The sequence below is a fragment of the Mongoliitalea lutea genome (assembly GCF_014652135.1).
Taxonomy (GTDB): Bacteria; Bacteroidota; Bacteroidia; order Cytophagales; family Cyclobacteriaceae; genus Mongoliitalea; species Mongoliitalea lutea.
Genome location: NZ_BMYF01000029.1, coordinates 1 through 22,141 on the forward strand (window position 1 = coordinate 1; position 22,141 = coordinate 22,141).

Annotated in this window: 23 protein-coding genes; 10 read left to right on the top strand and 13 right to left on the bottom strand. The window is 40.9% G+C overall.

The features are described from left to right. The first annotated feature begins 891 nt into the window (after window positions 1–891). Window positions 892–2,163, top strand: coding sequence for a serine--tRNA ligase (gene serS / locus IE080_RS18100; protein WP_189586158.1), 1,272 nt, complete (start codon window positions 892–894; stop codon window positions 2,161–2,163). 52 nt (window positions 2,164–2,215) lie between these two features. On the opposite strand, the gene IE080_RS18105 is transcribed toward serS, so the two are convergent. Next, window positions 2,216–2,857: a GDSL-type esterase/lipase family protein gene (locus IE080_RS18105; RefSeq protein WP_189586160.1), complete on the bottom strand. Its 642-nt coding sequence runs from the start codon at window positions 2,855–2,857 to the stop codon at window positions 2,216–2,218. A 146-nt stretch (window positions 2,858–3,003) separates the two neighbouring features. On the opposite strand from IE080_RS18105, the gene IE080_RS18110 reads away from it, so the two are divergent. After that, the gene (locus IE080_RS18110; protein WP_229800726.1) at window positions 3,004–4,140 is read left to right on the top strand and encodes a hypothetical protein; all 1,137 of its coding nucleotides are present in this window, start codon (window positions 3,004–3,006) and stop codon (window positions 4,138–4,140) included. 92 nt (window positions 4,141–4,232) lie between these two features. Here IE080_RS18110 and IE080_RS18115 read toward each other — a convergent pair whose 3' ends face one another. From IE080_RS18115 to atpD, 5 genes are all read right to left on the bottom strand, one after another. After that, window positions 4,233–4,553: a DUF6787 family protein gene (locus IE080_RS18115; protein ID WP_189586166.1), complete on the bottom strand. Its 321-nt coding sequence runs from the start codon at window positions 4,551–4,553 to the stop codon at window positions 4,233–4,235. Window positions 4,554–4,560: 7 nt separating this feature from the next. After that, on the bottom strand, window positions 4,561–6,300 hold the full coding sequence (locus IE080_RS18120) for a M14 family zinc carboxypeptidase (RefSeq protein ID WP_189586169.1): 1,740 nt from the start codon (window positions 6,298–6,300) through the stop codon (window positions 4,561–4,563). Between the two features lie 243 nt (window positions 6,301–6,543). Next, window positions 6,544–6,738, bottom strand: coding sequence for a 30S ribosomal protein S21 (gene rpsU, locus IE080_RS18125; RefSeq protein ID WP_189586172.1), 195 nt, complete (start codon window positions 6,736–6,738; stop codon window positions 6,544–6,546). 140 nt (window positions 6,739–6,878) lie between these two features. Further along, on the bottom strand, window positions 6,879–7,127 hold the full coding sequence (gene atpC, locus IE080_RS18130; RefSeq protein ID WP_229800728.1) for an ATP synthase F1 subunit epsilon: 249 nt from the start codon (window positions 7,125–7,127) through the stop codon (window positions 6,879–6,881). A 19-nt stretch (window positions 7,128–7,146) separates the two neighbouring features. Next, complete coding sequence (atpD, locus tag IE080_RS18135; RefSeq protein WP_189586174.1) at window positions 7,147–8,652, bottom strand: F0F1 ATP synthase subunit beta; 1,506 nt, start codon at window positions 8,650–8,652, stop codon at window positions 7,147–7,149. Window positions 8,653–9,110: 458 nt separating this feature from the next. Here atpD and IE080_RS18140 point away from each other — a divergent pair, with 458 nt between their 5' ends. Genes IE080_RS18140 through IE080_RS18165 form a run of 6 tightly spaced genes read left to right on the top strand, consistent with a single transcriptional unit; the run spans window position 9,111 to window position 16,253 of the window. Further along, window positions 9,111–9,977, top strand: a complete 867-nt coding sequence (locus tag IE080_RS18140) for a heme/hemin ABC transporter substrate-binding protein (protein WP_189586177.1) — start codon at window positions 9,111–9,113, stop codon at window positions 9,975–9,977. Next, on the top strand, window positions 9,977–11,035 hold the full coding sequence (locus IE080_RS18145; protein ID WP_189586179.1) for a FecCD family ABC transporter permease: 1,059 nt from the start codon (window positions 9,977–9,979) through the stop codon (window positions 11,033–11,035). Before IE080_RS18140 ends, IE080_RS18145 begins: the two co-directional genes overlap by 1 nt. Window position 11,036: 1 nt before the next feature. After that, on the top strand, window positions 11,037–11,837 hold the full coding sequence (locus tag IE080_RS18150; RefSeq protein ID WP_189586182.1) for a heme ABC transporter ATP-binding protein: 801 nt from the start codon (window positions 11,037–11,039) through the stop codon (window positions 11,835–11,837). A 3-nt stretch (window positions 11,838–11,840) separates the two neighbouring features. Next, the gene (locus IE080_RS18155) at window positions 11,841–12,884 is read left to right on the top strand and encodes a hemin-degrading factor (RefSeq protein ID WP_189586185.1); all 1,044 of its coding nucleotides are present in this window, start codon (window positions 11,841–11,843) and stop codon (window positions 12,882–12,884) included. A gap of 40 nt (window positions 12,885–12,924) precedes the next feature. Next, window positions 12,925–15,189: a TonB-dependent receptor gene (locus IE080_RS18160; RefSeq protein WP_189586188.1), complete on the top strand. Its 2,265-nt coding sequence runs from the start codon at window positions 12,925–12,927 to the stop codon at window positions 15,187–15,189. Between the two features lie 8 nt (window positions 15,190–15,197). Further along, window positions 15,198–16,253, top strand: coding sequence for an HmuY family protein (locus IE080_RS18165; RefSeq protein ID WP_189586192.1), 1,056 nt, complete (start codon window positions 15,198–15,200; stop codon window positions 16,251–16,253). Window positions 16,254–16,313: 60 nt separating this feature from the next. Here the strand turns inward: IE080_RS18165 and IE080_RS18170 are convergent, their stop codons facing one another. Then, on the bottom strand, window positions 16,314–16,820 hold the full coding sequence (locus tag IE080_RS18170) for a C40 family peptidase (RefSeq protein WP_189586195.1): 507 nt from the start codon (window positions 16,818–16,820) through the stop codon (window positions 16,314–16,316). An 81-nt stretch (window positions 16,821–16,901) separates the two neighbouring features. Between IE080_RS18170 and IE080_RS18175 the strand changes: the two genes are divergently transcribed. Both IE080_RS18175 and IE080_RS18180 read left to right on the top strand, forming a co-directional pair. Then, window positions 16,902–17,861: a tetratricopeptide repeat protein gene (locus IE080_RS18175; protein ID WP_189586197.1), complete on the top strand. Its 960-nt coding sequence runs from the start codon at window positions 16,902–16,904 to the stop codon at window positions 17,859–17,861. Next, the gene (locus IE080_RS18180) at window positions 17,862–18,104 is read left to right on the top strand and encodes a hypothetical protein (protein WP_189586202.1); all 243 of its coding nucleotides are present in this window, start codon (window positions 17,862–17,864) and stop codon (window positions 18,102–18,104) included. Here the strand turns inward: IE080_RS18180 and coaE are convergent. Genes coaE through nusB form a run of 6 tightly spaced genes read right to left on the bottom strand, consistent with a single transcriptional unit; the run spans window position 18,088 to window position 22,069 of the window. Further along, window positions 18,088–18,711 carry a dephospho-CoA kinase gene (gene coaE, locus IE080_RS18185; RefSeq protein ID WP_189586205.1) on the bottom strand — a complete coding sequence of 208 codons (624 nt, stop codon included), beginning with the start codon at window positions 18,709–18,711 and terminating at the stop codon, window positions 18,088–18,090. The genes IE080_RS18180 and coaE overlap by 17 nt on opposite strands. Continuing rightward, window positions 18,701–19,669: a YbbR-like domain-containing protein gene (locus IE080_RS18190; RefSeq protein ID WP_189586208.1), complete on the bottom strand. Its 969-nt coding sequence runs from the start codon at window positions 19,667–19,669 to the stop codon at window positions 18,701–18,703. Before IE080_RS18190 ends, coaE begins: the two co-directional genes overlap by 11 nt. Window positions 19,670–19,676: 7 nt before the next feature. Continuing rightward, window positions 19,677–19,991 (bottom strand): preprotein translocase subunit YajC, encoded by a 315-nt coding sequence (gene yajC / locus IE080_RS18195; RefSeq protein WP_189586211.1) that lies wholly within the window; start codon window positions 19,989–19,991, stop codon window positions 19,677–19,679. A 3-nt stretch (window positions 19,992–19,994) separates the two neighbouring features. Further along, window positions 19,995–20,552: a DUF1573 domain-containing protein gene (locus tag IE080_RS18200; protein ID WP_189586214.1), complete on the bottom strand. Its 558-nt coding sequence runs from the start codon at window positions 20,550–20,552 to the stop codon at window positions 19,995–19,997. Between the two features lie 14 nt (window positions 20,553–20,566). Beyond that, window positions 20,567–20,872 (bottom strand): YtxH domain-containing protein, encoded by a 306-nt coding sequence (locus IE080_RS18205; protein ID WP_189586217.1) that lies wholly within the window; start codon window positions 20,870–20,872, stop codon window positions 20,567–20,569. Between the two features lie 12 nt (window positions 20,873–20,884). Beyond that, window positions 20,885–22,069 carry a transcription antitermination factor NusB gene (nusB, locus tag IE080_RS18210; RefSeq protein WP_189586220.1) on the bottom strand — a complete coding sequence of 395 codons (1,185 nt, stop codon included), beginning with the start codon at window positions 22,067–22,069 and terminating at the stop codon, window positions 20,885–20,887. Window positions 22,070–22,141 lie beyond the last annotated feature (72 nt).

A 22,141-nucleotide genomic window follows, 5' to 3' on the forward strand; every position in this document is an offset into this window, starting at 1 on the left:
GAGATTAGAAACAAGAACCAAGAATCAAGAAGCAAGACAGATTCGCATATTTGAAAGAAGGTTTTTCTTGCCTGCTAATTATTGCAATAGTCTCGTAGAGACGACGGGCATATTCAACCCTCGGATCAAATTGATCGAGCTCTTTTTTCAAAGTCCCATCGGGACGGCCGGCATAAAATTCCTTAGCTCATGTCTATCGTGTCTACGACACTTCACTATTGGTTAAGATTGCTCATCAACGGGTTGAAACCCGTTGCTAAAATGTCGGCCGCTCCGATGAAACTGCTAAATGAATTATAGCGTGATCATTTGACATAATTTCACGCCAATTAAATTAATCTATGCGCCTTCAAAACTATTATTCTGTGCCAATCTGTAAAATCTGCGGACAGCCTATTTTGCGGTCGTGGCGTTCATCCGTTGCGGTCGTGGCGTNAACTTCGAATGATGAAGTGGTGGTCAGTCTTTTCACCTTTGATCTTTCTCCTTAATCCAATCACTTAATCAACTTAATAAATGTTCATCGGAAATAAATTGGTCCATGATTTACGCTGATAAAGTGTGGGGATAGCTAAGACTATTACATTCAAACCAATTATTCTGTGCTAATCTGTAAAATCTGTGGACAGCCTATTTCGCAGCCCTTGTGATGAATCGTTGCGCTCGTGGCGTGAAACCTTCCGCGGCTTGGCGTCTTTGCGAGACACCCAAAGTTACGGGTTACTGATACTAGTAAACGCCGAATGATGAACGCCTAACTTCGAATGATGAAGTGGTGGTCAGTCTTTTCACCTTTCTCCTTTTACCTAAATCACTTAATTAACTAATCACCAATAACCAATCACTCACTTTCCGTATATTTGCATTCGTTAAAAAAAACAGCAAAGAAATATGTTACTCGTCAATACGATTAGAGAAAATTTTGAATTGGTGCTGGAAGGTTTGCAGAAGCGGAATTTGGCTAATGCAGAGGCTACCTTGCATGAGGTGTTGGAACTGGATAAGAAAAGGAAAGAAACGCAAACAGAGCGTGACAGTCTTCAAGCGGAATCCAACGCAATCTCTAAGCAGATCGGTCTATTGATGAGAGAGGGTAAAAAAGAGGAAGCAGAGCACATCAAAACCCGTACAGGAGAGATCAAAGAACAGATCAAGGTGCTTGAGGAATCTTACAACACCTATGAAGCGGATTTGAGACAACTTTTGTACACGCTTCCAAATGTACCACATCATTCTGTTCCCAAAGGTAAATCAGCGGATGATAATGAAATTGTACTCACTCATGGAGAAATTCCTGAGTTGCCAGCTAGCAAAAAACCGCATTGGGAACTTATCAAGGATTACGACATCATTGACTTTGACTTAGGAGTCAAGATCACTGGTGCTGGATTTCCTGTGTACAAGGGGAGAGGTGCGCGTTTGCAGCGAGCCTTGATCAATTTCTTCTTAGACGAAGCCTTGAAAGCTGGGTATATGGAAGTGCAGCCACCTATATTGGTCAATGAAGATTCTGGTTATGGCACAGGGCAACTTCCGGATAAAGAAGGGCAGATGTATGAGGCGACCATGGATAAGTTGTACTTGATTCCAACAGCTGAAGTGCCCATTACCAATATCTACCGAGATGTAATCTTGGATGAGCGGGCATTTCCTATTAAAAATGTTGGCTATACTCCTTGTTTTCGTAGAGAAGCAGGTAGCTGGGGCGCTCATGTAAGAGGTCTTAACAGATTGCATCAATTTGACAAAGTCGAAATTGTACAAATCGTGCATCCGGACAACTCTTATGAAGCACTGGAGGAAATGAGTGCCTATGTTCAAAGCTTGTTACAAAAACTGGAACTCCCATACCGAGTACTTAGACTTTGTGGGGGAGATATGGGCTTTACTTCTGCATTGACTTACGATATGGAAGTATTTTCAGCTGCTCAGGAAAGATGGCTGGAAGTGAGTTCTGTGAGTAACTTTGAAAACTACCAAGCCAATCGCTTAAAGCTACGCTACAAAGGAGAAGATAAAAAGACGCAACTGGCTCATACGCTTAATGGGAGTGCCCTTGCATTGCCTAGAATAGTGGCTTCAATCCTCGAAAATAACCAAACCGAAGACGGTATCCGAATGCCACAAGTTTTGGTTCCTTACTTGGGTTTTGAGTGGATTTAAGGGTTCTGATCGAGAAATATTAATTGAAAAGGCTGTCGGTAAAAGGCAGCCTCTATTTTTTTTTCAAATAATCGTAGACTGTTTTTGCCATGATGCCCAAACCGTCCTTAGTTGGATGCACACCGTCAGGAAGTAAATCTCCTCTGCCTTGAAGCGGTGTGTAAAGATCGATCATTTCTGAGCCAGACTCTTCGATAATATCTACTAAGATTGGTCTCATTTCTTCCACCATCACAGATTCCCGGATTCCAAAATTATCCTCAGTAACTGGTACAGGAATGAGAATGATGATCTTTCCTGTTTCTGAAAGAGAGCCTTTGAACTCCTTGATGAGATCCAGGTAATCTTGTTTGAACTCATCTTTGTACTGCCAATTTTGTGGTTTGGAGTCGTTGGTACCTAATTTAATTAAAAGAATATCCGGCTTAAAAGCTTTTACTTGATCCATTTCTGGCTCATTCCAATAAGGGAAATCCCCATTTTTGAGCAATGTCCGTCCGCTTACACCAAAATTTTGCACGAGATACTTATCTCCAAGGAGGATCTGTAATTGCATTGGATAGCTATCTGCATGAGTTTGTCCTGGTCCTTGTGTAATGCTGTTTCCTACACAGGCGATTTTGATGGGGTTTTGTGCCATTAATAGAATAGGGGAGATAATTAAGATGCCTAAGAACTTCAAGAATCGAATCATAATGGAGGTGGGTTAGTATGCTAAGCTATGTAAATTTCTGCAACCATGTTAAATATCATTACTGGTTTTTCTTGATGTAGAAAAATTCATAGATTTAAAAATAACTTTTGTCCCCTCTTTTTATGTTCAAAGTCTTTTGTGTTTTCTTGATTATATCTTTAATCGCCTGTGAAAAGAAATCCGCAGAAAAAGCGGAATCAAGTTTTCAATTAGAGCTAGTAGATTCCATACGTGTAGCACATTTAGGTGAAATGATGTTGCTAGATATCAGTCCCAATGGAAAGTATTTATTGACAGCGGATTATCAAAAGAATCGTTATTACCTAGTGGATGAAGAAGGATCCATCATGCACACGTATGATAAATCAGGAGATCAGCCGGATTCCTTTGGGTTTGCCTTTTCTGAAATGGCTTTTTGGGATGATGAGTCTATTTTTGTGATTGGGTCCAAGGGTTTAAAATGGTTTAATTTAGAGGGAGAGGAACTGAAATTCACCCCATTCAATCCTGCGTATCAGCTCAAAGGTATTATGCGAAATACCGGTGGTGGCCCGAAGGTATTGAATACCGCCGAAGGAAATAAAATATTGTACCGGGGAGGTGCTATCGCAGGTAAGCGAACCGAAGGTGGGTATTATGAAAAAATCAGAGGTGGGGTATTGATCGATCCAGATGATTTTACCTTACAACATCTATTCCCTTTGGACAAGGAATCCCGTTTCTTTGATGGGAAACATTATGATGATGGAGATTTGTATTCCCGAATGGCGGTTGGACTAGATTATATCTATGTAACCTATGATGCCAATCCTGTTTTATATGCCTATGCTAAGGAAGCGCCATATGCGCTTCAGTTTAAGAAGTCCTTGGTGCTGAAGGATGTACTGCTGAGCGAGGGAATGCCTGAGGAATTCTTAGATTATGATGTGTATATAGAGGCGTCCAAAGGCGGCTTACGTCATCTACAGGCGGATTCCAAGTATGTGTACCTCATGTATTTTCAGGGGATAAGTAAGGAGAAGCTAGCTGAATTAGATCAACTATATGAAGTTGATGAAAAGAAGGCTGATGCAGCATATGAACTGGAAGTCACTAAAGCAGCTAAAAGACTTAAAGTTTTTGATTTGGAAGGAGATGAACTAGCAGATATTCCTCTTCCAATGTATTTAGATTCTTATTGGGGATTTTTGGTACGTGATGGGGTGCTATACTTCAATAAAGCAACCAATCTAGAAGAGGAAGAAGACTTTTATACCTTGTACATGTTGAGGGTACTTAAATAATCCTGTTGTTATGGGGTTTCCGACCTCTGCGCCGACTTTTGCTTCCTTTGCAGTTAAGTTATTTCGGTTCCCAAGTGAGCGTATTAAACTCTTTACCCTTTCCTCCCTATTATCCTTCGGAAAAACTTCTTTTCATGTTCCCAGAAAAATGAGAACTGTCCAAATACAAATCCCCAAAGCAGCAATACTGCCTGATATAAGGGCAGTACAAGGAGTAGATAAAGGATTGTTTTCCACACCCCTCCTTTTTCCATACTAATTCCTAAGAGATCAAAAATCGGCTGCTTGATGAATAATATGGTGAATCCAGTCAAGGCAAAAACCAGCAATACCAACAGCACCTGTTTTATGCTATTCAGCTGCCATTTGCCTTGAAGTTTTTGAAGGAAATTCTGCTTTTTTGGAGAATCCATGATAAACTTATTTTTCTAAACGATAGACAGGGTAACGGTTATGATCTTTTTCCTTCCATGGGGAGCGTTCATATACCCATCGGAGTTGGGCTGCGGCATTGTTACGAAGATTTTCATCCGTCTCTTTGGCTTCTTCTAATGCTTTTCTGATGGAAGGATTCTCCTTTAAGAATTCTGCCGCCAAATCTTCAAAGACATACGCAGAATAGCCTTCTTTGGATTGAAGGATAGTATCAAAGAAATTCCAATTGAAGAAAGAATCTTCAGATTCTGGTTCAAGTACTTCCATGATGAATTTATTCCGCTCTTGATTCATGGGAATGATGAGATCTCCGGCACGGAATGACATAGGTGCAACACTTTTAGTTAGCGTCGTATTGCTGTGAATGTAGTGTCCCTCGAAAGGTCTTTGGGCAGTTTGAAAATCGTGGATATGGTATACGCTTACTTCCAAGGTACTGTCTTTTTCTAAGATACGCATGTTTACCCCATTTCTTTTCAGGTTTTCGATCACATGGTGCCAGCCTTGTGGAATGATGTAGGCCTGTGGTTTGGTAATTTCGAGCTTGGCTTCATAGGTTTCATAAAACTTAACTTCCGTACTGAATGGTTGATTGCGGTCATAGTATAAGCGTGGCAAGCCCGAAACTTCTGAAGGTTTCTGAGCTGATCGATAGCCATGGAAAGGAATCATGCGGTAGTTACTACGATCGAGTGTGTGCTGAAAGTAGAATGTTTCTTGGGATTTAATTGATGCTCTATCCTGTTGATAGGCTTTCACGATAGTGCTCCCATCCTCGCCCATCAGTTGAATGAAAATCTTCAACAATTCATAGGTAGATTCCACACGATCCTTATACGGTTTGAGCATGTGTGTTTCTGGCATAAAGGAAACTGTGCCAAACAGGGCAGCATAACCACTCGAATATCTTCCTAAATCCTTGAATTGGCTCCAGCCATCTTCTGGCTTGCCTCCGTAAGCATTGACGTAAGGGATCATAGGATATCCCGCAGCATCCATCCGCTTGTATAATTCAGGATCTAGTCGTTGGCGCAGATAGCTTCCCATGGCGCCTCCCAGTCTGTTGGATTCGGTAGAGATTAAGGTCATCACATGTTGATAGTCTGCCCCATTACTTACATGGGTATCCACAAACACCTGTGGACTCAGCCACTGAAAGATTTGTTGGAATGACCGGCCATTCCGTGTGTCTGCTTTGATGAAGTCACGATTTAAGTCATAATTCCGTGCATTCCCACGAAATCCATGTTCTTCCGGGCCATTTTGGTTTACTCGACTGTAAGAGTTTCTATTCAAATGGCCTCCGATATTATAGACTGGAATGATCGCTAGTGCCAACTCCTCCGGATAAGGAATTTTTCCTTCCAAGATATCTCTCAACAATATCATGGAGGCATCTATTCCATCAGGTTCGCCTGGATGGATACCATTGTTGATAAAAAGTATGGGGCGATTACTTTCATGCCACTGCTTAGGATCAAATGTACGGGCCTTATCCAATAAAATGACATGAAACGGCAATCCCGCATCCGAAATTCCCATTTCAACCATCCTTACCTCCTCAAAATCGGAACTTAATTGCTCGAAATAGCTGATTACTTCGTGATAGAGAGGGGTTTGTTTGCCTTCTGTCTGTTCGAATAGTGTTGGATACTTGGTCTGCGCCAGTAAGGAAAAACCAAAACTTAGACAAAGAAATAGGGTGAATACAAGTCTTTTAGCCATCATATGAAATTTAATACAAGAATAGGCCGAAAGGGGGAGAGATGCAAGAGGGGTTGATGAAGTTGTACCAAGTACAAAGTACAAAGAACCAAGTAGGGAATCAGGTTAAAAAAATCAATCTTGTTTCAACCACCGTCAATTAGACAACTATTCACTCAATCTACTAATTACTAAAAACTAAAAAAACACACCCGCTTTTGGCAGATGTGTTTTGGGAATGTATCTCGAAAAGATAGCAACCAATTAGTTGGCTGCTTCTGTTTGCATTCTTTGCTTATAAGCAGCTTTGATAACTTGGTCTCTTCTCTTAACAGAAGGTTTTACAAAGTGCTGTCTAGCTCTAAGCTCTCTTACAGCTCCAGTCTTATCAAACTTCTTTTTAAAACGCTTAAGCGCTTTTTCGATAGATTCGTTTTCTTTTACGTTGACTATGATCATATGTATACACCTCCTTTCAGGGTTGCAAAGGTAGGGTTTTATTTTAGCTATCCCAATTAATTTTCAGAAATTCAATGATTTCCATAAAAAAAAGAGGCTGATTTATTCAAACCAGCCTCTTTGAATTAGTTATTGATGGATTATCCGATGACTTTTTCAGCCAATAAGACAATCTTATTATCTTTTACCTCTACAACGCCTCCGTCTACTACCAAGCTTAATTTGCCTTCTTTAGTAGTGTAAGAAACATTGCCCTTGTCCAATGCAGATACGATAGGGGCGTGGTTTTTCAATACTTGAAAAGAACCGGCTGCACCTGGGAAAGTAGCTTCGCTTACTTCGCCTTCGAATACTTTTTGGTCAGGGGTAATAATAGTCAATTGCATCATGACGTGCTTGATTTGCAGATTAGTTGTTTAATTCAGCCAACATTTTCTCACCTTTGGCAATGGCATCTTCAATGGTACCTACCAAGTTGAATGCTGCTTCAGGAAGATGGTCTAACTCACCATCCATGATCATGTTAAAGCCTCTGATTGTATCTTTGATGTCTACCAATACACCTTTCAAACCAGTAAACTGCTCTGCTACGTGGAATGGCTGAGATAGGAAACGCTGTACCCTTCTAGCTCTGTGTACGACCATCTTATCTTCTTCAGACAATTCTTCCATACCCAAGATCGCAATGATATCCTGCAATTCTTTGTAACGCTGAAGAATTTCTTTTACACGCTGAGCACATCCATAATGCTCTTCACCCAAGATGTCTGGAGAAAGAATTCTTGACGTAGAATCCAATGGATCTACAGCAGGATAGATACCTAATTCAGCAATCTTTCTGGAAAGTACCGTAGTGGCATCCAAGTGAGCAAAGGTAGTCGCAGGAGCAGGGTCAGTTAAGTCATCCGCAGGTACGTAAACTGCCTGTACGGAAGTGATGGAACCGTTCTTAGTAGACGTGATTCGCTCTTGCATGGCACCCATTTCAGTTGCCAATGTAGGCTGATAACCTACCGCAGATGGCATACGGCCCAAAAGAGCGGATACCTCAGAACCTGCTTGAGTGAATCGGAAGATATTGTCGATAAAGAATAGGATGTCTTTACCAGCTCCATCACCTTCACCATCTCTATAGTATTCAGCCAAAGTCAAACCTGTCAAGGCTACTCGTGCACGAGCCCCAGGAGGTTCGTTCATCTGACCAAACACGAACGTAGCTTTAGATTCTTCCAGTTTTTTCAAATCAACTTTGGAAAGATCCCAACCACCTTCTTCTTCTAATGAATGCAAGAAGTCTTCACCGTAAGTTACGATGCCTGACTCGATCATTTCTCTCAAAAGGTCATTTCCTTCACGTGTTCTCTCACCAACACCGGCAAATACGGACAAACCTGCATATGCCTTCGCAATGTTGTTGATCAACTCCTGGATCAATACGGTTTTACCTACACCGGCACCACCAAACAAACCGATCTTACCACCTTTTGCATAAGGCTCGATCAAGTCGATTACTTTGATACCAGTAAATAATACTTCCGTTGAAGTAGAAAGATCCTCAAATCTAGGAGCAGAACGGTGGATTGGTAAGCGCTTAGCAGATTCCACCTCAGGAAGACCATCAATAGCAGCACCAACTACGTTGAATAGACGTCCTTTGATAGCTTCTCCGGTTGGCACTGATATAGGTGCTTCGTTGTCAACGCACTCAGTGCCTCTTACAAGACCTTCTGTAGCGTCCATCGCGATAGTTCTTACTCTATCTTCACCTAAGTGCTGCTGAACTTCCAAGATGATCTGATGACCGTCTTCTCTGGTCACTGTCAACGCATCTAGGATATTTGGTAATTTACCGCCCTCGAAGGACACGTCCACTACTGGACCAATTACCTGTGTTATCTTACCAATGTTTGCCATTTGATTTATTGTGTAAAAAGAAATGATGCTTTTTTAATTCGAGTGCAAAATTAATTATAAAAGCTTAATACCAAAGGATGTTTGGGGATTTTAATCGAGTGATTATTTCTTTTTTGCTAAGCATATAGCTTTTAGAGCTCCATCGACATTTTTTTTCGGTTTATGCTTTTACAAATGAGGGATTTCCTGTCTCAAAATTTAATTGGTTAATCGTTAATTGTGTCTTTTTTGAATTTTATTAACAACGGGCTTTTCATGTTCAAACCATAATTAGTATTTCATTTCTAAGTCTATAGGTACATACAAACTTGCAAAGTATCGAATTGGTACTTTTAAAATACGCTTTTCAATATCAGTCGATTAAAATTCTTTCTTGATAGAAAAAATCAATTTAAATTTATTTGGATTTAATCTAAATAATATGACCTTTGTCATGTTGTTTAAAATTAATCTTAATAATGATAAGTCGTTTAGTACTTGTGGTAATTCTGGGAGCTTTTGTTGCATGCAATACAAAGCAGGTTTCTGAAGAGGTTGAAAAAAAACACTGGAAGTTGATTACTGCTGGTGGTACTGTATCTGAAGTGGTGGTGAGTCTAGGATATTTAGATCAGATTATTGCAACTGATATAACTTCTACCTTTCCAGTCTCTCTTCAGCAATTACCTTCCATTGGTTATAGAAATCAAATCAAAGGAGAAGGATTGATGGCCTTGGGTGCGGATATGATTTTGGCGGAAGAAGGATACCTCACCGAGGATGTATTAGCTCAGTTAACATTGGCAGGAATTCAGGTGCACTTATTCAAAAAACCTACCGCTATCAATGAAACTTATCGCTTGATTGAAGAAATAGCTTCCTTTTTGGAGGAAGAAGAAAAAGGAAATGAATTGATACTGCAATTGCAGGCTGATCAGGCAGCGTTGCAGACTTACCTGCAGGCAAATCCCTTAGCTGACCCTCCTGCAGTAGCATTTATTATGGCTCGCGGATTAGAGACTGTTTTTTTGGCCGGTGATGATACGTTTGCTGCTGAAATCATCCAATTGGCTGGTGGAAGACCCGCAGGCACTGGTTTTAAAGATTTTATTCCACTTACACCGGAAGCCTTGGTAAGTATGAATCCTGATTACCTACTATTTTTCGATTCTGGTTTAGGCACAATTGGTGGAAAAGATGGGGTACAACAGATCAAAGGAGTTAATCAGACAACTGCATTCCAGCAGGGAAATATCCTCAGTTTTGATGGACAATATTTGTCAGGGTTTGGGCCTAGAGTTGCCCAAGCCGCTTTGGACTTAGCTAAAGCAATTAGAAAAAATTAATGCCGAGCTTAGTAACTATATCGACTGCTTCTCAAAAGCGATCGCTGACCTTAGTTGGGCTTGGAGGAATATTAGTATTTCTACTAGCCATTTCATTGAGTTTGGGTGCTTTTCCGATAAGTATTGGCAAAGTATTTCAATTTCTAATGGGAGTTCAATTAGGAAATGAGGCTTTGACCATACAAGAGCACAATGTACTCCTTCAAATAAGACTCCCTAGAATTGTGATGGCGATGTTGGTAGGAGGCTCTCTGTCACTTGCAGGTGCTGCGTTGCAAGGCTTGTTTAGAAATCCGCTTGTGGAACCTGGTCTCATCGGTGTCAGTAGTGGAAGTGCTTTGTTTGCTGTGGTCTACATTGTTTTTGGATCTTCGGTAGCTTGGTTGGCGTGGATGGGGAAAGTTGGATTGGCGCTCTTTGCTTTTGTAGGGGGATTGGTAAATACAGCATTAGTTTATAAGCTTTCCAGTAAAGCAGGTAAAACCGATATTTCGTTACTTATCCTCGCAGGTGTGGCATTGAATGCGCTTGCCGGAGCTTTGATAGGTTTAGCCATTTTCTATGCGGATGATGCAGCACTACGCAACTTCACCTTCTGGAGTTTGGGAGATGTGGGAGGTGCCAATTGGCATAAAGTGCTCATTTTGGCGCTTATTTCTGTACTTCCAGTTGGCTTGATTTTGGGTCAGTACCAAGCCCTCAATGCCTTGGCAATCGGTGAAAGTGAAGCCTTCCACATGGGAATCAATGTGCAGCAGACGAAATTAGTTGTATTAATTGGGTCAGCTTTAATCGTAGGGACTGCCGTTGCCTTTACGGGTACCATCGGCTTTGTAGGTCTAGTGATTCCTCACCTCTTGCGTATCTTATTTGGAGCGGATCATCGCTTGGTATTGCCAGCTTCTTGGTTGGCGGGGGCTATTTTGCTCACCATTGCTGATACACTCGCGCGGACCATGGTTGCGCCTTCTGAAATGCCCATTGGAATAATTACAGCCATTATTGGTGCTCCATTCTTTATTTGGTTACTCTTATCTATCAAACAAATTCGCTCTTAATATGCTTCAAGCCTCAAATATCCATTTTTGCATTCAGCAAAGGCCCATTGTCAACACTGCTGAGATAAGTATCGCTCCAGGGAAACTAACAACCATTATAGGACCTAATGGTGCCGGGAAGTCTACGCTTTTAAAAATTTTAGCAGGTGATATTGTCTGTCAACAAGGTGTGATATCCTACAATGGGCAGGATTTGAAGAACCTTAAGGCAAGGGATTTGGCTAAAATTCGAGCGGTGATGCCCCAGCATTCGCAGTTATCTTTTCCTTTCCAAGTGAGGGAAGTAGTGGAGTTGGGAATGATTGCCTTAGGTGACCGTGCTGACCAATCCATAGTGCAGGAAGTAATGGAAGAAACACAAACCTGGCAGTTTAGAGACAAACTTTACAGTCAATTATCCGGTGGAGAAAAGCAGCGCGTGCAATTATCCCGTGTATTGGCTCAAATCTGGGGAGAATCCTCCAATCCAAGGTATCTGCTGCTGGATGAGCCAACTTCAAGCTTGGATATTGCCCATCAGCATCAGGTATTGCATATCGCCTCTCGATTGAAGCATAAAAATATTGGCATCTTGGCAGTTTTACATGATTTGAATATGGCTGCTGCCTATTCTGATCAGGTAATCATGCTTAAAAATGGACGAATTTACCAGTCAGGATCCGTTGAAGAGACGCTAACTTCTGAAAAGTTGCATCATGTGTATGATTATCCTATCCAAGTATTTGACCATCAGGGATACCATGGCAAGCATATTCAATCATTACCCTTACATCAAAATTCAGCAATAGTAAAAACAGCATAAATTATGGAAACACTCATTCAATCTTCCCGAGAGTCATTAGCTAAGGCTTGGGAAACCTTAAAATCTTCCGAACCACAACTGCGAATCAGAGATGCCGCAAAAAGATTAGGTGTGACAGAATTAGAATTGTTGGCGACAACTGTTGGTGAGCATACCATTCGCTTACAGGGAGACTGGGCTTCATTGCTGATTGAATTTAAAAAGTTGGGTAAAGTAATGTCTTTGACCCGTAATGAAGGATGTGTATTGGAACATAAAGGCACATTCCAGAAAATTGATATTCAGGGAGAGGCACCTTATCAGGTGGCGACGGTTATTGGACCTATTGAGCAAAGGGTGTTTTTCAGTGGATGGAAATACGGGTTTGCGGTCATCAATGAAACCCCTCGGGGCACCATGAGAAGCTTCCAGTTTTTTGACAAGGCAGGAGAGGCAGTTATGAAAGTATACCTGCAGGAAAAAAGTAATTTGGCAGCATTTGATGATATTATTCAAGCGTACCAAGCAGCTGAGCAAGAAGAGGAAATCGTCATCGAGGCTTTTTCATCCCCTGAATATGCAGAAAGTATTGATTTGGAAGCTTTCACACAGGATTGGGAAAACATGAAAGATACGCATGAGTTTTTTGGAATGCTGCGTAAGTACAAAGTTCACAGATTAAACGCCGTGAAATGGATCAATGACAAATGGGCGTATGAAGTGGACCGACTATCTGCTAGGAAAATTTTGGAAGTGGCCTCCGCTGAAAAAATGCCTATCATGATCTTCGCAGGAAACAAAGGAAATATTCAAATCCACCAAGGTAAAGTAAGAACCATCCGTCAAATGGGTTCTTGGTTGAATGTGCTTGATCCTGATTTCAATATGCATTTGAATGAAGATCAGATCGACTGTGCCTTTGTCGTTCATAAAAATACCGAAGACGGGTTGGTCTCTTCCTTAGAGCTTTTTGATAAGGAAGGTGAAATGATCGCACAGTTTTTCGGCCTAAGAAAGCCTGGAATTCCTCAATTACCTGCTTGGAAAAATCTAGTCGATAGTTTGTAAGCTTCTTGGCGGGTTCGCCCGCCAAAAAAATTTTAAACCAATGTATAGAATTAATCTAAATAAAATTAAGATAACGTTTTCGCTCGTATGGTTGATGCTTGGGGTCGCTTTGGCTGACTCTGGCCAACGTGTACAGATAGTAGATGAGCGTGGCAAAAGTGTGCCTTTTGCTGCCATCGTTTGGGGAGAAGGAAAGGGAGTCGTAGCGGATACTGAAGGCTATTTTTCTTTAGATAATATTCCCTCATCCGCTACTGTCAAGATAACTGCTATGGGTTACGCTGATAGGGAGGTATTGTTAGATGAGTTAAAGTCATTAAAAAAAGTGATACTTCAATCATCTCTTAGTGAGTTAGGGGAAGTAGTAGTGACAGGAAATTTTGGGCCACAAAGTGCTCGGCAGTCAACGTACATGGTAAGGACTATTGATCAGCAAATTATTCAAAGTAGAGCTGCCATGAATTTACAGGAGGTGCTCAATACAGAGTTGGGAATACGCTTTAGCCAGGATAATGCGCTTGGAAGCTCCAACTTGGAAATGAATGGGCTGTCTGGGCAAAATGTGAAAATTCTCATCGATGGTGTTCCGATGGTTGGGCGCCAAGGGGTCAATAACGAGATCAACCTTAATCAGATTGATGTCAATATGATCGAGCGGATTGAAATTGTTGAGGGGCCGATGTCTGTAATTTATGGAGCAGATGCTCTAGCCGGTGTCATCAATATTATCACCAAAAATGGTCAAGGAGTTAATTCATATTCCATTACAGCGAGGATTCAGGAAGAAACAGCCGGAAACGAGTATAGTCCCTTTGTTGGTCAAGGTACCCATATTCGTTCGATTGGCGGTGCTTGGAGACAAAGTGAACATCTTGCATTCCGAGGTGGGTTTACTCAAAATAATTTTGGTGGATGGAAAGGTGGTGATGAAGGTAGACAACATCGCTGGTTGCCCAAAAGCCAAAATTTGGTAAATGCTTCGGTAGCCTTTACTCAAGGTGATATAGAATTGGATTACAGTGTAGATTTTTTGGATGAAACAATCAATTCATTGGGTCCTGAAAATAGACTGGAAGTCATCGATACTGACTTTATCACTACCCGATGGATGCACCGTGTAAACGGGCGTTGGGAGGTCAAACCAACTTTTCAACTGTCCATGCAGGCAGCTTACACTGATTTTCAACGAGAAACGCAGACTTGGGTGACGAATGTCCGCACAAATGAACGAAACCTTTCTAGGCAGCAGGGTTCACAGGCTATGCTCAATTATCAGGGATTGACGTTTCGTCTTCTAGGAAATTGGATGCTATCCCCGAAACTTACATTGGTCCCGGGTATAGATGTCAATACTGAAAATGGAATTGGGGACAGAATCAGTGAAAATACGGGGATTCAGGATTATGCAGCTTTCATTACGGGAGAATGGAAGCCAACTAAATTTCTCCAGATCAGACCTGGCCTAAGAAAAGCATATAATTCAGCGTATGAAGCCCCACCTGTAATTCCTTCATTGAATGCTAAAGTTGCCTTAAGTACTCATTGGGATTTCAGGGTGTCTTATGCCAATGGTTTCCGTGCGCCTTCCATTCGAGAACTCTATTTTGATTTCTTTGATGCCAGTCATAGTATCCGAGGTAATCCTGATTTGGTTGCGGAGACCTCTGATAGCTATAATTTCTCCTTTAGCCACGAAAAAGCTTTCCAGCCATACACATTCAAGTTTGCACTTAATGGCTTTTATAATGATGTGCGAAATAGGATTGCATTTACCATAGATCCAGAAGACCCACGGATTACCACCATGTTTAACATTGACAGATTCCGTTCTCAGGGATTAATGGCCAATGCAGGATTTTCAGGGAAGCAGTGGTCAGCGGAGTTGGGTACTTCTTACATCGGGAGATTTAATCAACTCGCTACAGAACAAGTAGCCTTACCTGCGATGCTTTATTCACCGGAAGTCAATGCCAATCTTAGCTACACCTTGCCAAGTTTAAAGACACAATTCAATCTATTCTACAAATGGACAGGTCCACTTCCTGCTTTCCAGATGCAACTTGACGGTGCTGGAGAATTGAGACCAATGGAGGTAGAACTGGAAGGATTCCATTGGATGGATTTTACCATCAATCAGCCATTGAAAAATGGGATTCGGATAAATGCGGGTGTCAGAAATGCCTTGAATGTAGTGGATATTGAAAGCACTGCAATGGCCGGTTCGGCCCATGGAGGAGGACCCATGAGGCCTATGGGCGTAGGACGCTCCTATTTTCTTGGATTAACGTATCAACTATCAAAATAAAAACCACAATGAAAATTAATCAATTACTAATCATTCTAATAGCCTTTTCACTTGGCCTATTTTCTTGCGACAACTCAGAATCTCCCATTATGGAGCCGGATCCTGCATCTGATGGATTTATAGAAATCAATGGAGGGGGAGCTACTTTTCCAAATATGGCCTTTATCAACCTTAGAACAGGTGAGCAAACAACCGTGCAGCGTCAAAGATGGGATCTGGCATTTTCCTCAGGTTCAGATTTCAGAGTGCTGATCAATGGTACCACTGGTGCGATGGCATATGAGACTTCAGCTACAGATCTCAATCAAGTGGGAGAGGCACAGGCTGCAGATTTGAGGTCCTCTGGAGGTTTGGATATGACATTCAATAATATGGAAGCGATTTTACGGGTGGACAATCCTGCCAATCCTTTGAATCAGCCAATTATTTCTCCTGTGAGTGCCGTACAAGCAGACAATAAAGTCTATATCCTCAATAGAGGAAGCATGGGAGCCGATGAGCGGCCTTGGAAGAAAATTCGAATTGTCCAGCAAAATGGAAGGTACTTGTTGCAGCATGCAGACCTGAATGCCACAACATTCAATACATTGGAAATCCAAAAGGATTCTGACTTTAACTTCGTGTACGTATCCTTTGAGCAGGGGAAAGTAGATGTGGAGCCTAAAAAAAGTGATTGGGATTTTGTATGGAACGCTGGGACATCCACAACACCATTCCCACAGGCTGTCAATGGTACCTTAGCATACTTCTTTCAGGATTTGGTATTTCACAATATTTACGGAGGGGTGACTGCAGTTCAAGTATTGGAAGCTGAAATCAGCTACGATAACTTCAATGAATCACATTTATCTGGATTGACCTTGGTTGCCGATAATCGTCTGACTATTGGGTCAAATTGGAGAGGTGGAGGAGGCCCTAACATGGCCCCTACAATTAGAAATGATCGTTTTTATGTTATGAAGGACGCAAGAGGCAACTTCTATAAGGTAAGATTCCTTTCCCTTACGAGAGATGGAGAGCGGGGAAGACCTTCCTTTGAATATGCCTTGGTGAAAGCAGGATGATCCTTAGATTTTTTTATGGTGTTTAGGCCCTGTTCGTACTACGTTAGTATGTTCAGGGCTTTACTTTTTCTCATCCAAAATTCGTCTCCCGAATAAAAATGCTTTGGACCAATAAGGGTTTGCAAGGTTGTCTTCCGTTACCCCTAAACTCGTGGAGGAGTGGATAAATAAGATTCTTCCGCGTTGGTTTTCTGTAACGATTCCAGCATGGGAGACTTTGTTTTTACTGCGCCCTGTAGCAAAAAACACCAGATCTCCTTTTTGTAAATTTTTTCCGTTAACCTTTTTTCCCATTTTGCTCTGAGCCTCAGAGGTTCGCGGCATTTGCACTCCTATACTTGCATAGGAATGGTAAATCAAAGCAGAGCAGTCTATCCCTGAGCGCGTCGTGCCACCATAGCGGTAGGGTGTACCTCGGTAAGATTTGGCAGTGTCTACTACTTTATTGACATTTTGGGTATATAATTTTTTGCTAGAACCGCATGAACTCAAAAAAAATAGAAGTAAAATCGCTGATAACCAATAGAAATGTTTGTTTTTACGATTTTGTTTGCCAATAAAATTCATTTTCAACTCAAATATTTTTACCTTCAATAATACAGATCAACTCTTGCTTCTCAAAGTTTTCTAACGCTAAATCTAGAGCTTATGATACCACGCTTGTTAGTGCTCCTTGTAATTCTCTCTGCCTGTCAGTCAGAATCCAAAAAAGTAAACGTGCAACTTGACCACATGCATACATCAGAATCGCAGGTTTTTCAAGGGTTCAGCTTTTTGGGGGACTCTCTGTTTACACAGGTAGATTCTGTTTCTCAAAAAGCACAATTGGAAAAGTTGCAATTAGCGGAGCAGGCCTATGAAGATGAACAGACGCTGGAACATCTTATTTGGATTGGTAGAAGGGAGGCATATTTGGGTAGACATGATTTGGCAATTAAAACTTTCTCAAAGGCCATTAAAGATTTCCCAACTGCTTATGAACCCCTGAGACATCGTGGACACCGCTATATCAGCATTCGAAAACTGGATGAAGCGATTATTGATTTTGAAAAGGCAGCACGTTTGATGGAAGGCCTCCCCATTCAAATCGAAGAAGATGGCCTTCCAAATGCGCTAAATATCCCACTTTCAAGCGTACAGTTCAATGTGTGGTATCATTTGGGTCTTGCCCATTATCTCAAGGGGGATTTTGAAAAAGCCCTCGCAGCGTATCAGCAATGCATGCAGGTCTCTGATAACGATGATTTGATTGTTGCGACCTTAGATTGGTACTATATGACCTTAGTAAAATTGGATAGGATGGAAGAGGCCAAGCAGGCGATTAGTATCGTGCGTGAGGATATGGAGATTATCGAGAATGATGCCTACTTCCGCAGGATTCTCATGTATCAGGGAAAAATTTCACCAAGCGACTTAATGACTACAAATAAAGCTTCGGACGAACAACGCTTACAATATGTCACCCAAGGCTATGGCTTGGGGAATCATTATTTAGCTTTGGGAGATACCCTAATGGCAAAAAGTATTTTCCAACATGTGCTGGAAACGGGATATTGGTCCGCTTTTGGCTATATTGCGTCAGAAATGGAGTTGGCTAAGTTAGAATAAATGGAGCAGGAGGAGTTTAACAAGTTGCCTTTACATACCAAAATACACAAACTTTATACGGAAGGTACCTTTATCGTAGGTATCCGTTATTACTCCTATAAAGTTAATCTGTATTTGTTAGAGGATAGGTATGTGGAGGTATTTTATAACCACAAACTCGATAAGATTGACAATATTGATTTTTTACCTGAAAAGCATAGCCGCATGAAGTTCTACCTAGATCAGATCAATCTGAATTTTTAGCAGCTATTTTCGCTAAAATTTTATCATGGATTTTTAATACTTGAGGGATCAATAATTTGTTATCAGCATTTTTGATGATGAAATGTGCGAGCTCATTTTTTTGCTCATCTGGTAACTGCTTATCAATGATTGCGTGTACCTGTGCTTCGGTCCGGTGCGGATCCCTCAATAAAATACGAGTCATTCTAATAACCAAAGGACTGCTGACATTGATCACTAGATCCAACTCTTCGTAAGAGCCGGTTTCAAACAAAAGTGCAGCTTCTTTTAAAATGTAAGGACTCTTTTGTTGATTTACCCATTGCTCAAAATCTTCTCTCACAGCAGGATGCACTAAGTTGTTGATGCGTGTAGTTTTTTCGGAGTCATTGAATACTTGATCGGCAAGGAAAGCTCTATTGAGTGTACCATCGGATAGATATGATTCCTCTCCGAAATTAGCGGTGATAGCTGATTTTAGCTTAGTATCATAGGCCATCAGCCACTTTGCCCGATCGTCTGCATAATACACAGGGATTCCTAAAATGGTGAAAATTTTGGCCACCGTTGACTTCCCGGAGCCAATACCACCTGTAATCCCAACGTTAAGTGGTGTATTATTTTTCATACTTGATCCGCAGAATATCTGGTTTGATTTGAATGTTTTCTAAAAATGAAGGGCTAGGGGATAGCTGAACTTTTACTGTACTATCCTCACGATTGCGATTGTTGTAATTGATAATGGCTTCAAAATCTATCTCAGATAATTGACTGGTTTTGCGTTCGTCGACCAAATAGGACATCACAATCGTACCAGGATCATCTTTTAATGAAGCATTTTTAGGGAAGTTGATGAGCTTGGTTTTGATACGTTTGTTGCCTTCCAGCATCTGATAGACATCAAAACGGATATGTACACTTTCCTCATCCAGTTCTAAAAAATCTTTTGTATCTGCTGGTAGCTCCAAAGGTAAAATCTTATTGTAATTGCTTGAAAGCTTCGATTCCGTAATTGGCACAAGTATCTCGCCATTGAGTGCCTGTAAAATGGAGGTAGGGCCTTTCACAGAGACTATGGAAGGATCAATTTCTATGCTGCTTGCCAGCCGGTAGTTTTTGGACAAACTCAAATTGCTTGTGTCTGCGACAATTTTGATTTTGCGCGTAACAATCTTGTCAATTTTGAACTTAACGGTGTCGGTTACCATAGAAACCAAGGTAGTGGGACTGATATTTTCCGCAAGACTTCTACGAATATCAGCGGTCAATAGGTAATCTTTGGTAGAGGGGTTATTGATTTCAATCAGAAAGGGGGTCTCATTAAATTTGAAATACTTGCGGAGTAAGTCCCAACCGTTGCCATTGACTTCGATTGTAACTCGGGATGGTAACTTTTCCACCGCCATAAATTCTGTTTCATCAAAAATTATTTCAATAGGATAATCCACGATGGTATTGTAATTATCCTTATTGAGGGCGTTTAAAACCCAAAAGGTGGCAGCGGCCAAAAAGCAGGCAGCTGCCACCTTGAGATTCCTCACCTTTTCAGGGGTGAGTTTTGGTAAGAATCGATTGATTTTTGCCAAGGTAGATTTATTTAGTTCCTGTTGCTTTTTTGGAGAAATCAGCAGAAATCGCAGTTTTTTCAACCTTCAATTTCATTCCCTTATCCAATTCCAAGATAACGGTTTCTCCTTCCAAAGCAGATACTTTTGCATGAATTCCTCCAATTGTAACGACGTTATCGCCCTTTTTGATGGAATCGATGAAGTTTTTGGTTTCTTTTTGTTTTTTCTGTTGCGGTCGGATCATGAAGAAATACATGATCAAAATAATGGATCCAAATAAAAATACTTGGCCCATAATTTCACCACCCATCGCCTGGGCAAGAATCCAATTGATTGTCATAAATTAATCTCTTTTTACTGGTCCAGCAGCTGGACTAGTGTTATATACTATTTTTGGTGTTACATTTCCTCTCAGACTCAATCTCGTAATACTTGGAGATGTATTTGCTTGGATTGTTACAGTAGGTGATTGCGCACCAGGTTTCGCAGTTGAGTTAAATACAACCTTAACAAAGCCCTCTTCTCCAGGTTTGACAGGGGCTTTACTCCAATCTGGGCTTGTACAGCCACAAGATGCGGTGATATTTGAAATCACCAATGGCGCTTGACCTTCATTAGTAAACTTAAAGATTTTTTCTACAACTTCGCCATCATTTATAGTTCCGAAATTGTATTCAGTCTCTTCAAACTTAAATTGTCCTAAGGTTGTAGGATCTGATGGAGTACTGTTAGATACATTTGTAGGAGTAGCTATTGGCTGTGAAGCTTCTAGTCTCGCTAATTTTTGTTCCAAATCAGCAATTTTAGCAGCTTGCTCTCCATTACTTTCTGTTTTGCTATCACAAGCAAATACCATTAAAGCTACTCCCAGCATCAAAGCTGATACTTTTAAGTATTTCATAATCGTTAAGGGTTTTAATTTGTTGCTTCTTTATTGATTTGCTCTATCAGTTTGTTGACATCGCTTAATAAATTCTCCGCTTTATTTTTTGCATCTGAGATCACACGGTTACCTTCAGATTTTGCTTCATTGAATGGCATATTTTTTCCTTCTTTCAAATCTGCAACTAAGCGTTCCAATTCTTCTTTGTATTTCGAAAGTTGGTAAGAAAGTTTGTCACGTGTGTTTTTACCGCTATCTGGAGCGAATAAAATACCTAATGCAGCTCCGATTCCGGCACCTGCAATAAAGGCTATCCATGCATTTGAATTTTTGCTCATGTTGTTATCTTTCTATTTGTTGTCTAAGAGTCCTCTACCACTTTTACGGATCAAACCCTTATCGGTTAATTCTTTTGACAATACATCCAACAAACCGTTAACAAATTGCTTACTCTTCGGCGTGCTGTAGGTTTTGGAAATGTCGATGTATTCGTTGATGCTTACTTTGACAGGAATACTCGGGAAATTTTGCATCTCGGTCAAAGCCATGGATAAGATGATTTTATCCGTTTGGGCGATTCTCTCGATATCCCAATTCTCTGTCTTTTTGGCGATCATTTCTCTGTTACGATCGTCATTTTGGATGGTCAAGTTAAAGATATTTTGGAAGAATTCCTTGTCTTCCTCCCAATTCAGGGCAATTTCAGGGAGGACCTCTCCCGTTTCATCCAAATGTGATTTCACATTCTTCAATACTTTGGATGCCAAGCTGCGTACTACGGATTTATTTTCCGTCCAGTTCATATCTTTTTCAGAGAAAAAGTTGAGAATCACGTCATTTTGGAAAATCACCTTCTTTAGAATGTCATCTGTAATCTCGAAATCTTGCTCTGCCGTTGGTGCTGAGAGTCCGATATATGCTTTGTATTCATCCAAAGGTCTGATGTAATCCCGGAACCATTCTTTGATTTCCAGTTCCAATTCTTCCAAGTCCACCTGATTACGTGTGCAGGCTGCTTCAAATTCTTTGGATTGACGAATTTTGTCTAAGACCACATTTTTGGCAAGATTCATTTCACCAACTGTCATGGTAACCTTTTCTCCGCTGAACTTTCTTTTGCGCTCAGTTTCTCCTGCTACATGCTCCCCAAAAGCCAAGATTAATTTGATAGCATAGAGGTAGAGTTGCGGCAAGCGCTCCGCTGAGGAGACCATGTTTTTGATTAAGAAATCGTAGTCTTTGGTGTTGGCCTGTCTGTAAAAATTTAAGGCTTCTTTGACAGCTTGCTTGATTTTAGGCTGGGTGAAATCCTTCATGTCAAGGAATTCATTGTTCAGGTTGGACACAAACAGATCAGTAGCGATGGCAGCTTCTTTTTTGAGAAGATTCTTGTCCTGAACCTCCATACTATTCAAGTCGGGCTGAAAAGCATCTCTAATGAGATCTTTGGCAAGGTTGAGATTAGATGCCTTGCACTGATCATAGGCGTATAGGTTTTGGAAAGCCTTGACCCGGAGAATTCTTCTGTTTAACATACCTGATTTTAAAGAACGTAAATATACTCAATTTGTAGGAAGCAAAGGATTTCCACCTTTAAATCCTAGGAT

Coding starts and splice junctions, on each gene's coding strand:
- IE080_RS18200 (WP_189586214.1), bottom strand. CDS start 20,552: ATGAAATACTTAAAAGTATCAGCTTTGATGCTGGGAGTAGCTTTAATG.
- IE080_RS18115 (WP_189586166.1), bottom strand. CDS start 4,553: ATGGATTCTCCAAAAAAGCAGAATTTCCTTCAAAAACTTCAAGGCAAA.
- serS (WP_189586158.1), top strand. CDS start 892: ATGTTACTCGTCAATACGATTAGAGAAAATTTTGAATTGGTGCTGGAA.
- IE080_RS18145 (WP_189586179.1), top strand. CDS start 9,977: ATGCCGAGCTTAGTAACTATATCGACTGCTTCTCAAAAGCGATCGCTG.
- IE080_RS18175 (WP_189586197.1), top strand. CDS start 16,902: ATGATACCACGCTTGTTAGTGCTCCTTGTAATTCTCTCTGCCTGTCAG.
- IE080_RS18140 (WP_189586177.1), top strand. CDS start 9,111: ATGATAAGTCGTTTAGTACTTGTGGTAATTCTGGGAGCTTTTGTTGCA.
- IE080_RS18150 (WP_189586182.1), top strand. CDS start 11,037: ATGCTTCAAGCCTCAAATATCCATTTTTGCATTCAGCAAAGGCCCATT.
- nusB (WP_189586220.1), bottom strand. CDS start 22,069: ATGTTAAACAGAAGAATTCTCCGGGTCAAGGCTTTCCAAAACCTATAC.
- IE080_RS18155 (WP_189586185.1), top strand. CDS start 11,841: ATGGAAACACTCATTCAATCTTCCCGAGAGTCATTAGCTAAGGCTTGG.
- IE080_RS18120 (WP_189586169.1), bottom strand. CDS start 6,300: ATGGCTAAAAGACTTGTATTCACCCTATTTCTTTGTCTAAGTTTTGGT.
- coaE (WP_189586205.1), bottom strand. CDS start 18,711: ATGAAAAATAATACACCACTTAACGTTGGGATTACAGGTGGTATTGGC.
- atpD (WP_189586174.1), bottom strand. CDS start 8,652: ATGGCAAACATTGGTAAGATAACACAGGTAATTGGTCCAGTAGTGGAC.
- IE080_RS18205 (WP_189586217.1), bottom strand. CDS start 20,872: ATGAGCAAAAATTCAAATGCATGGATAGCCTTTATTGCAGGTGCCGGA.
- IE080_RS18170 (WP_189586195.1), bottom strand. CDS start 16,820: ATGAATTTTATTGGCAAACAAAATCGTAAAAACAAACATTTCTATTGG.
- yajC (WP_189586211.1), bottom strand. CDS start 19,991: ATGACAATCAATTGGATTCTTGCCCAGGCGATGGGTGGTGAAATTATG.
- atpC (WP_229800728.1), bottom strand. CDS start 7,127: ATGATGCAATTGACTATTATTACCCCTGACCAAAAAGTATTCGAAGGC.
- IE080_RS18105 (WP_189586160.1), bottom strand. CDS start 2,857: ATGATTCGATTCTTGAAGTTCTTAGGCATCTTAATTATCTCCCCTATT.
- IE080_RS18165 (WP_189586192.1), top strand. CDS start 15,198: ATGAAAATTAATCAATTACTAATCATTCTAATAGCCTTTTCACTTGGC.
- rpsU (WP_189586172.1), bottom strand. CDS start 6,738: ATGATCATAGTCAACGTAAAAGAAAACGAATCTATCGAAAAAGCGCTT.
- IE080_RS18160 (WP_189586188.1), top strand. CDS start 12,925: ATGTATAGAATTAATCTAAATAAAATTAAGATAACGTTTTCGCTCGTA.
- IE080_RS18180 (WP_189586202.1), top strand. CDS start 17,862: ATGGAGCAGGAGGAGTTTAACAAGTTGCCTTTACATACCAAAATACAC.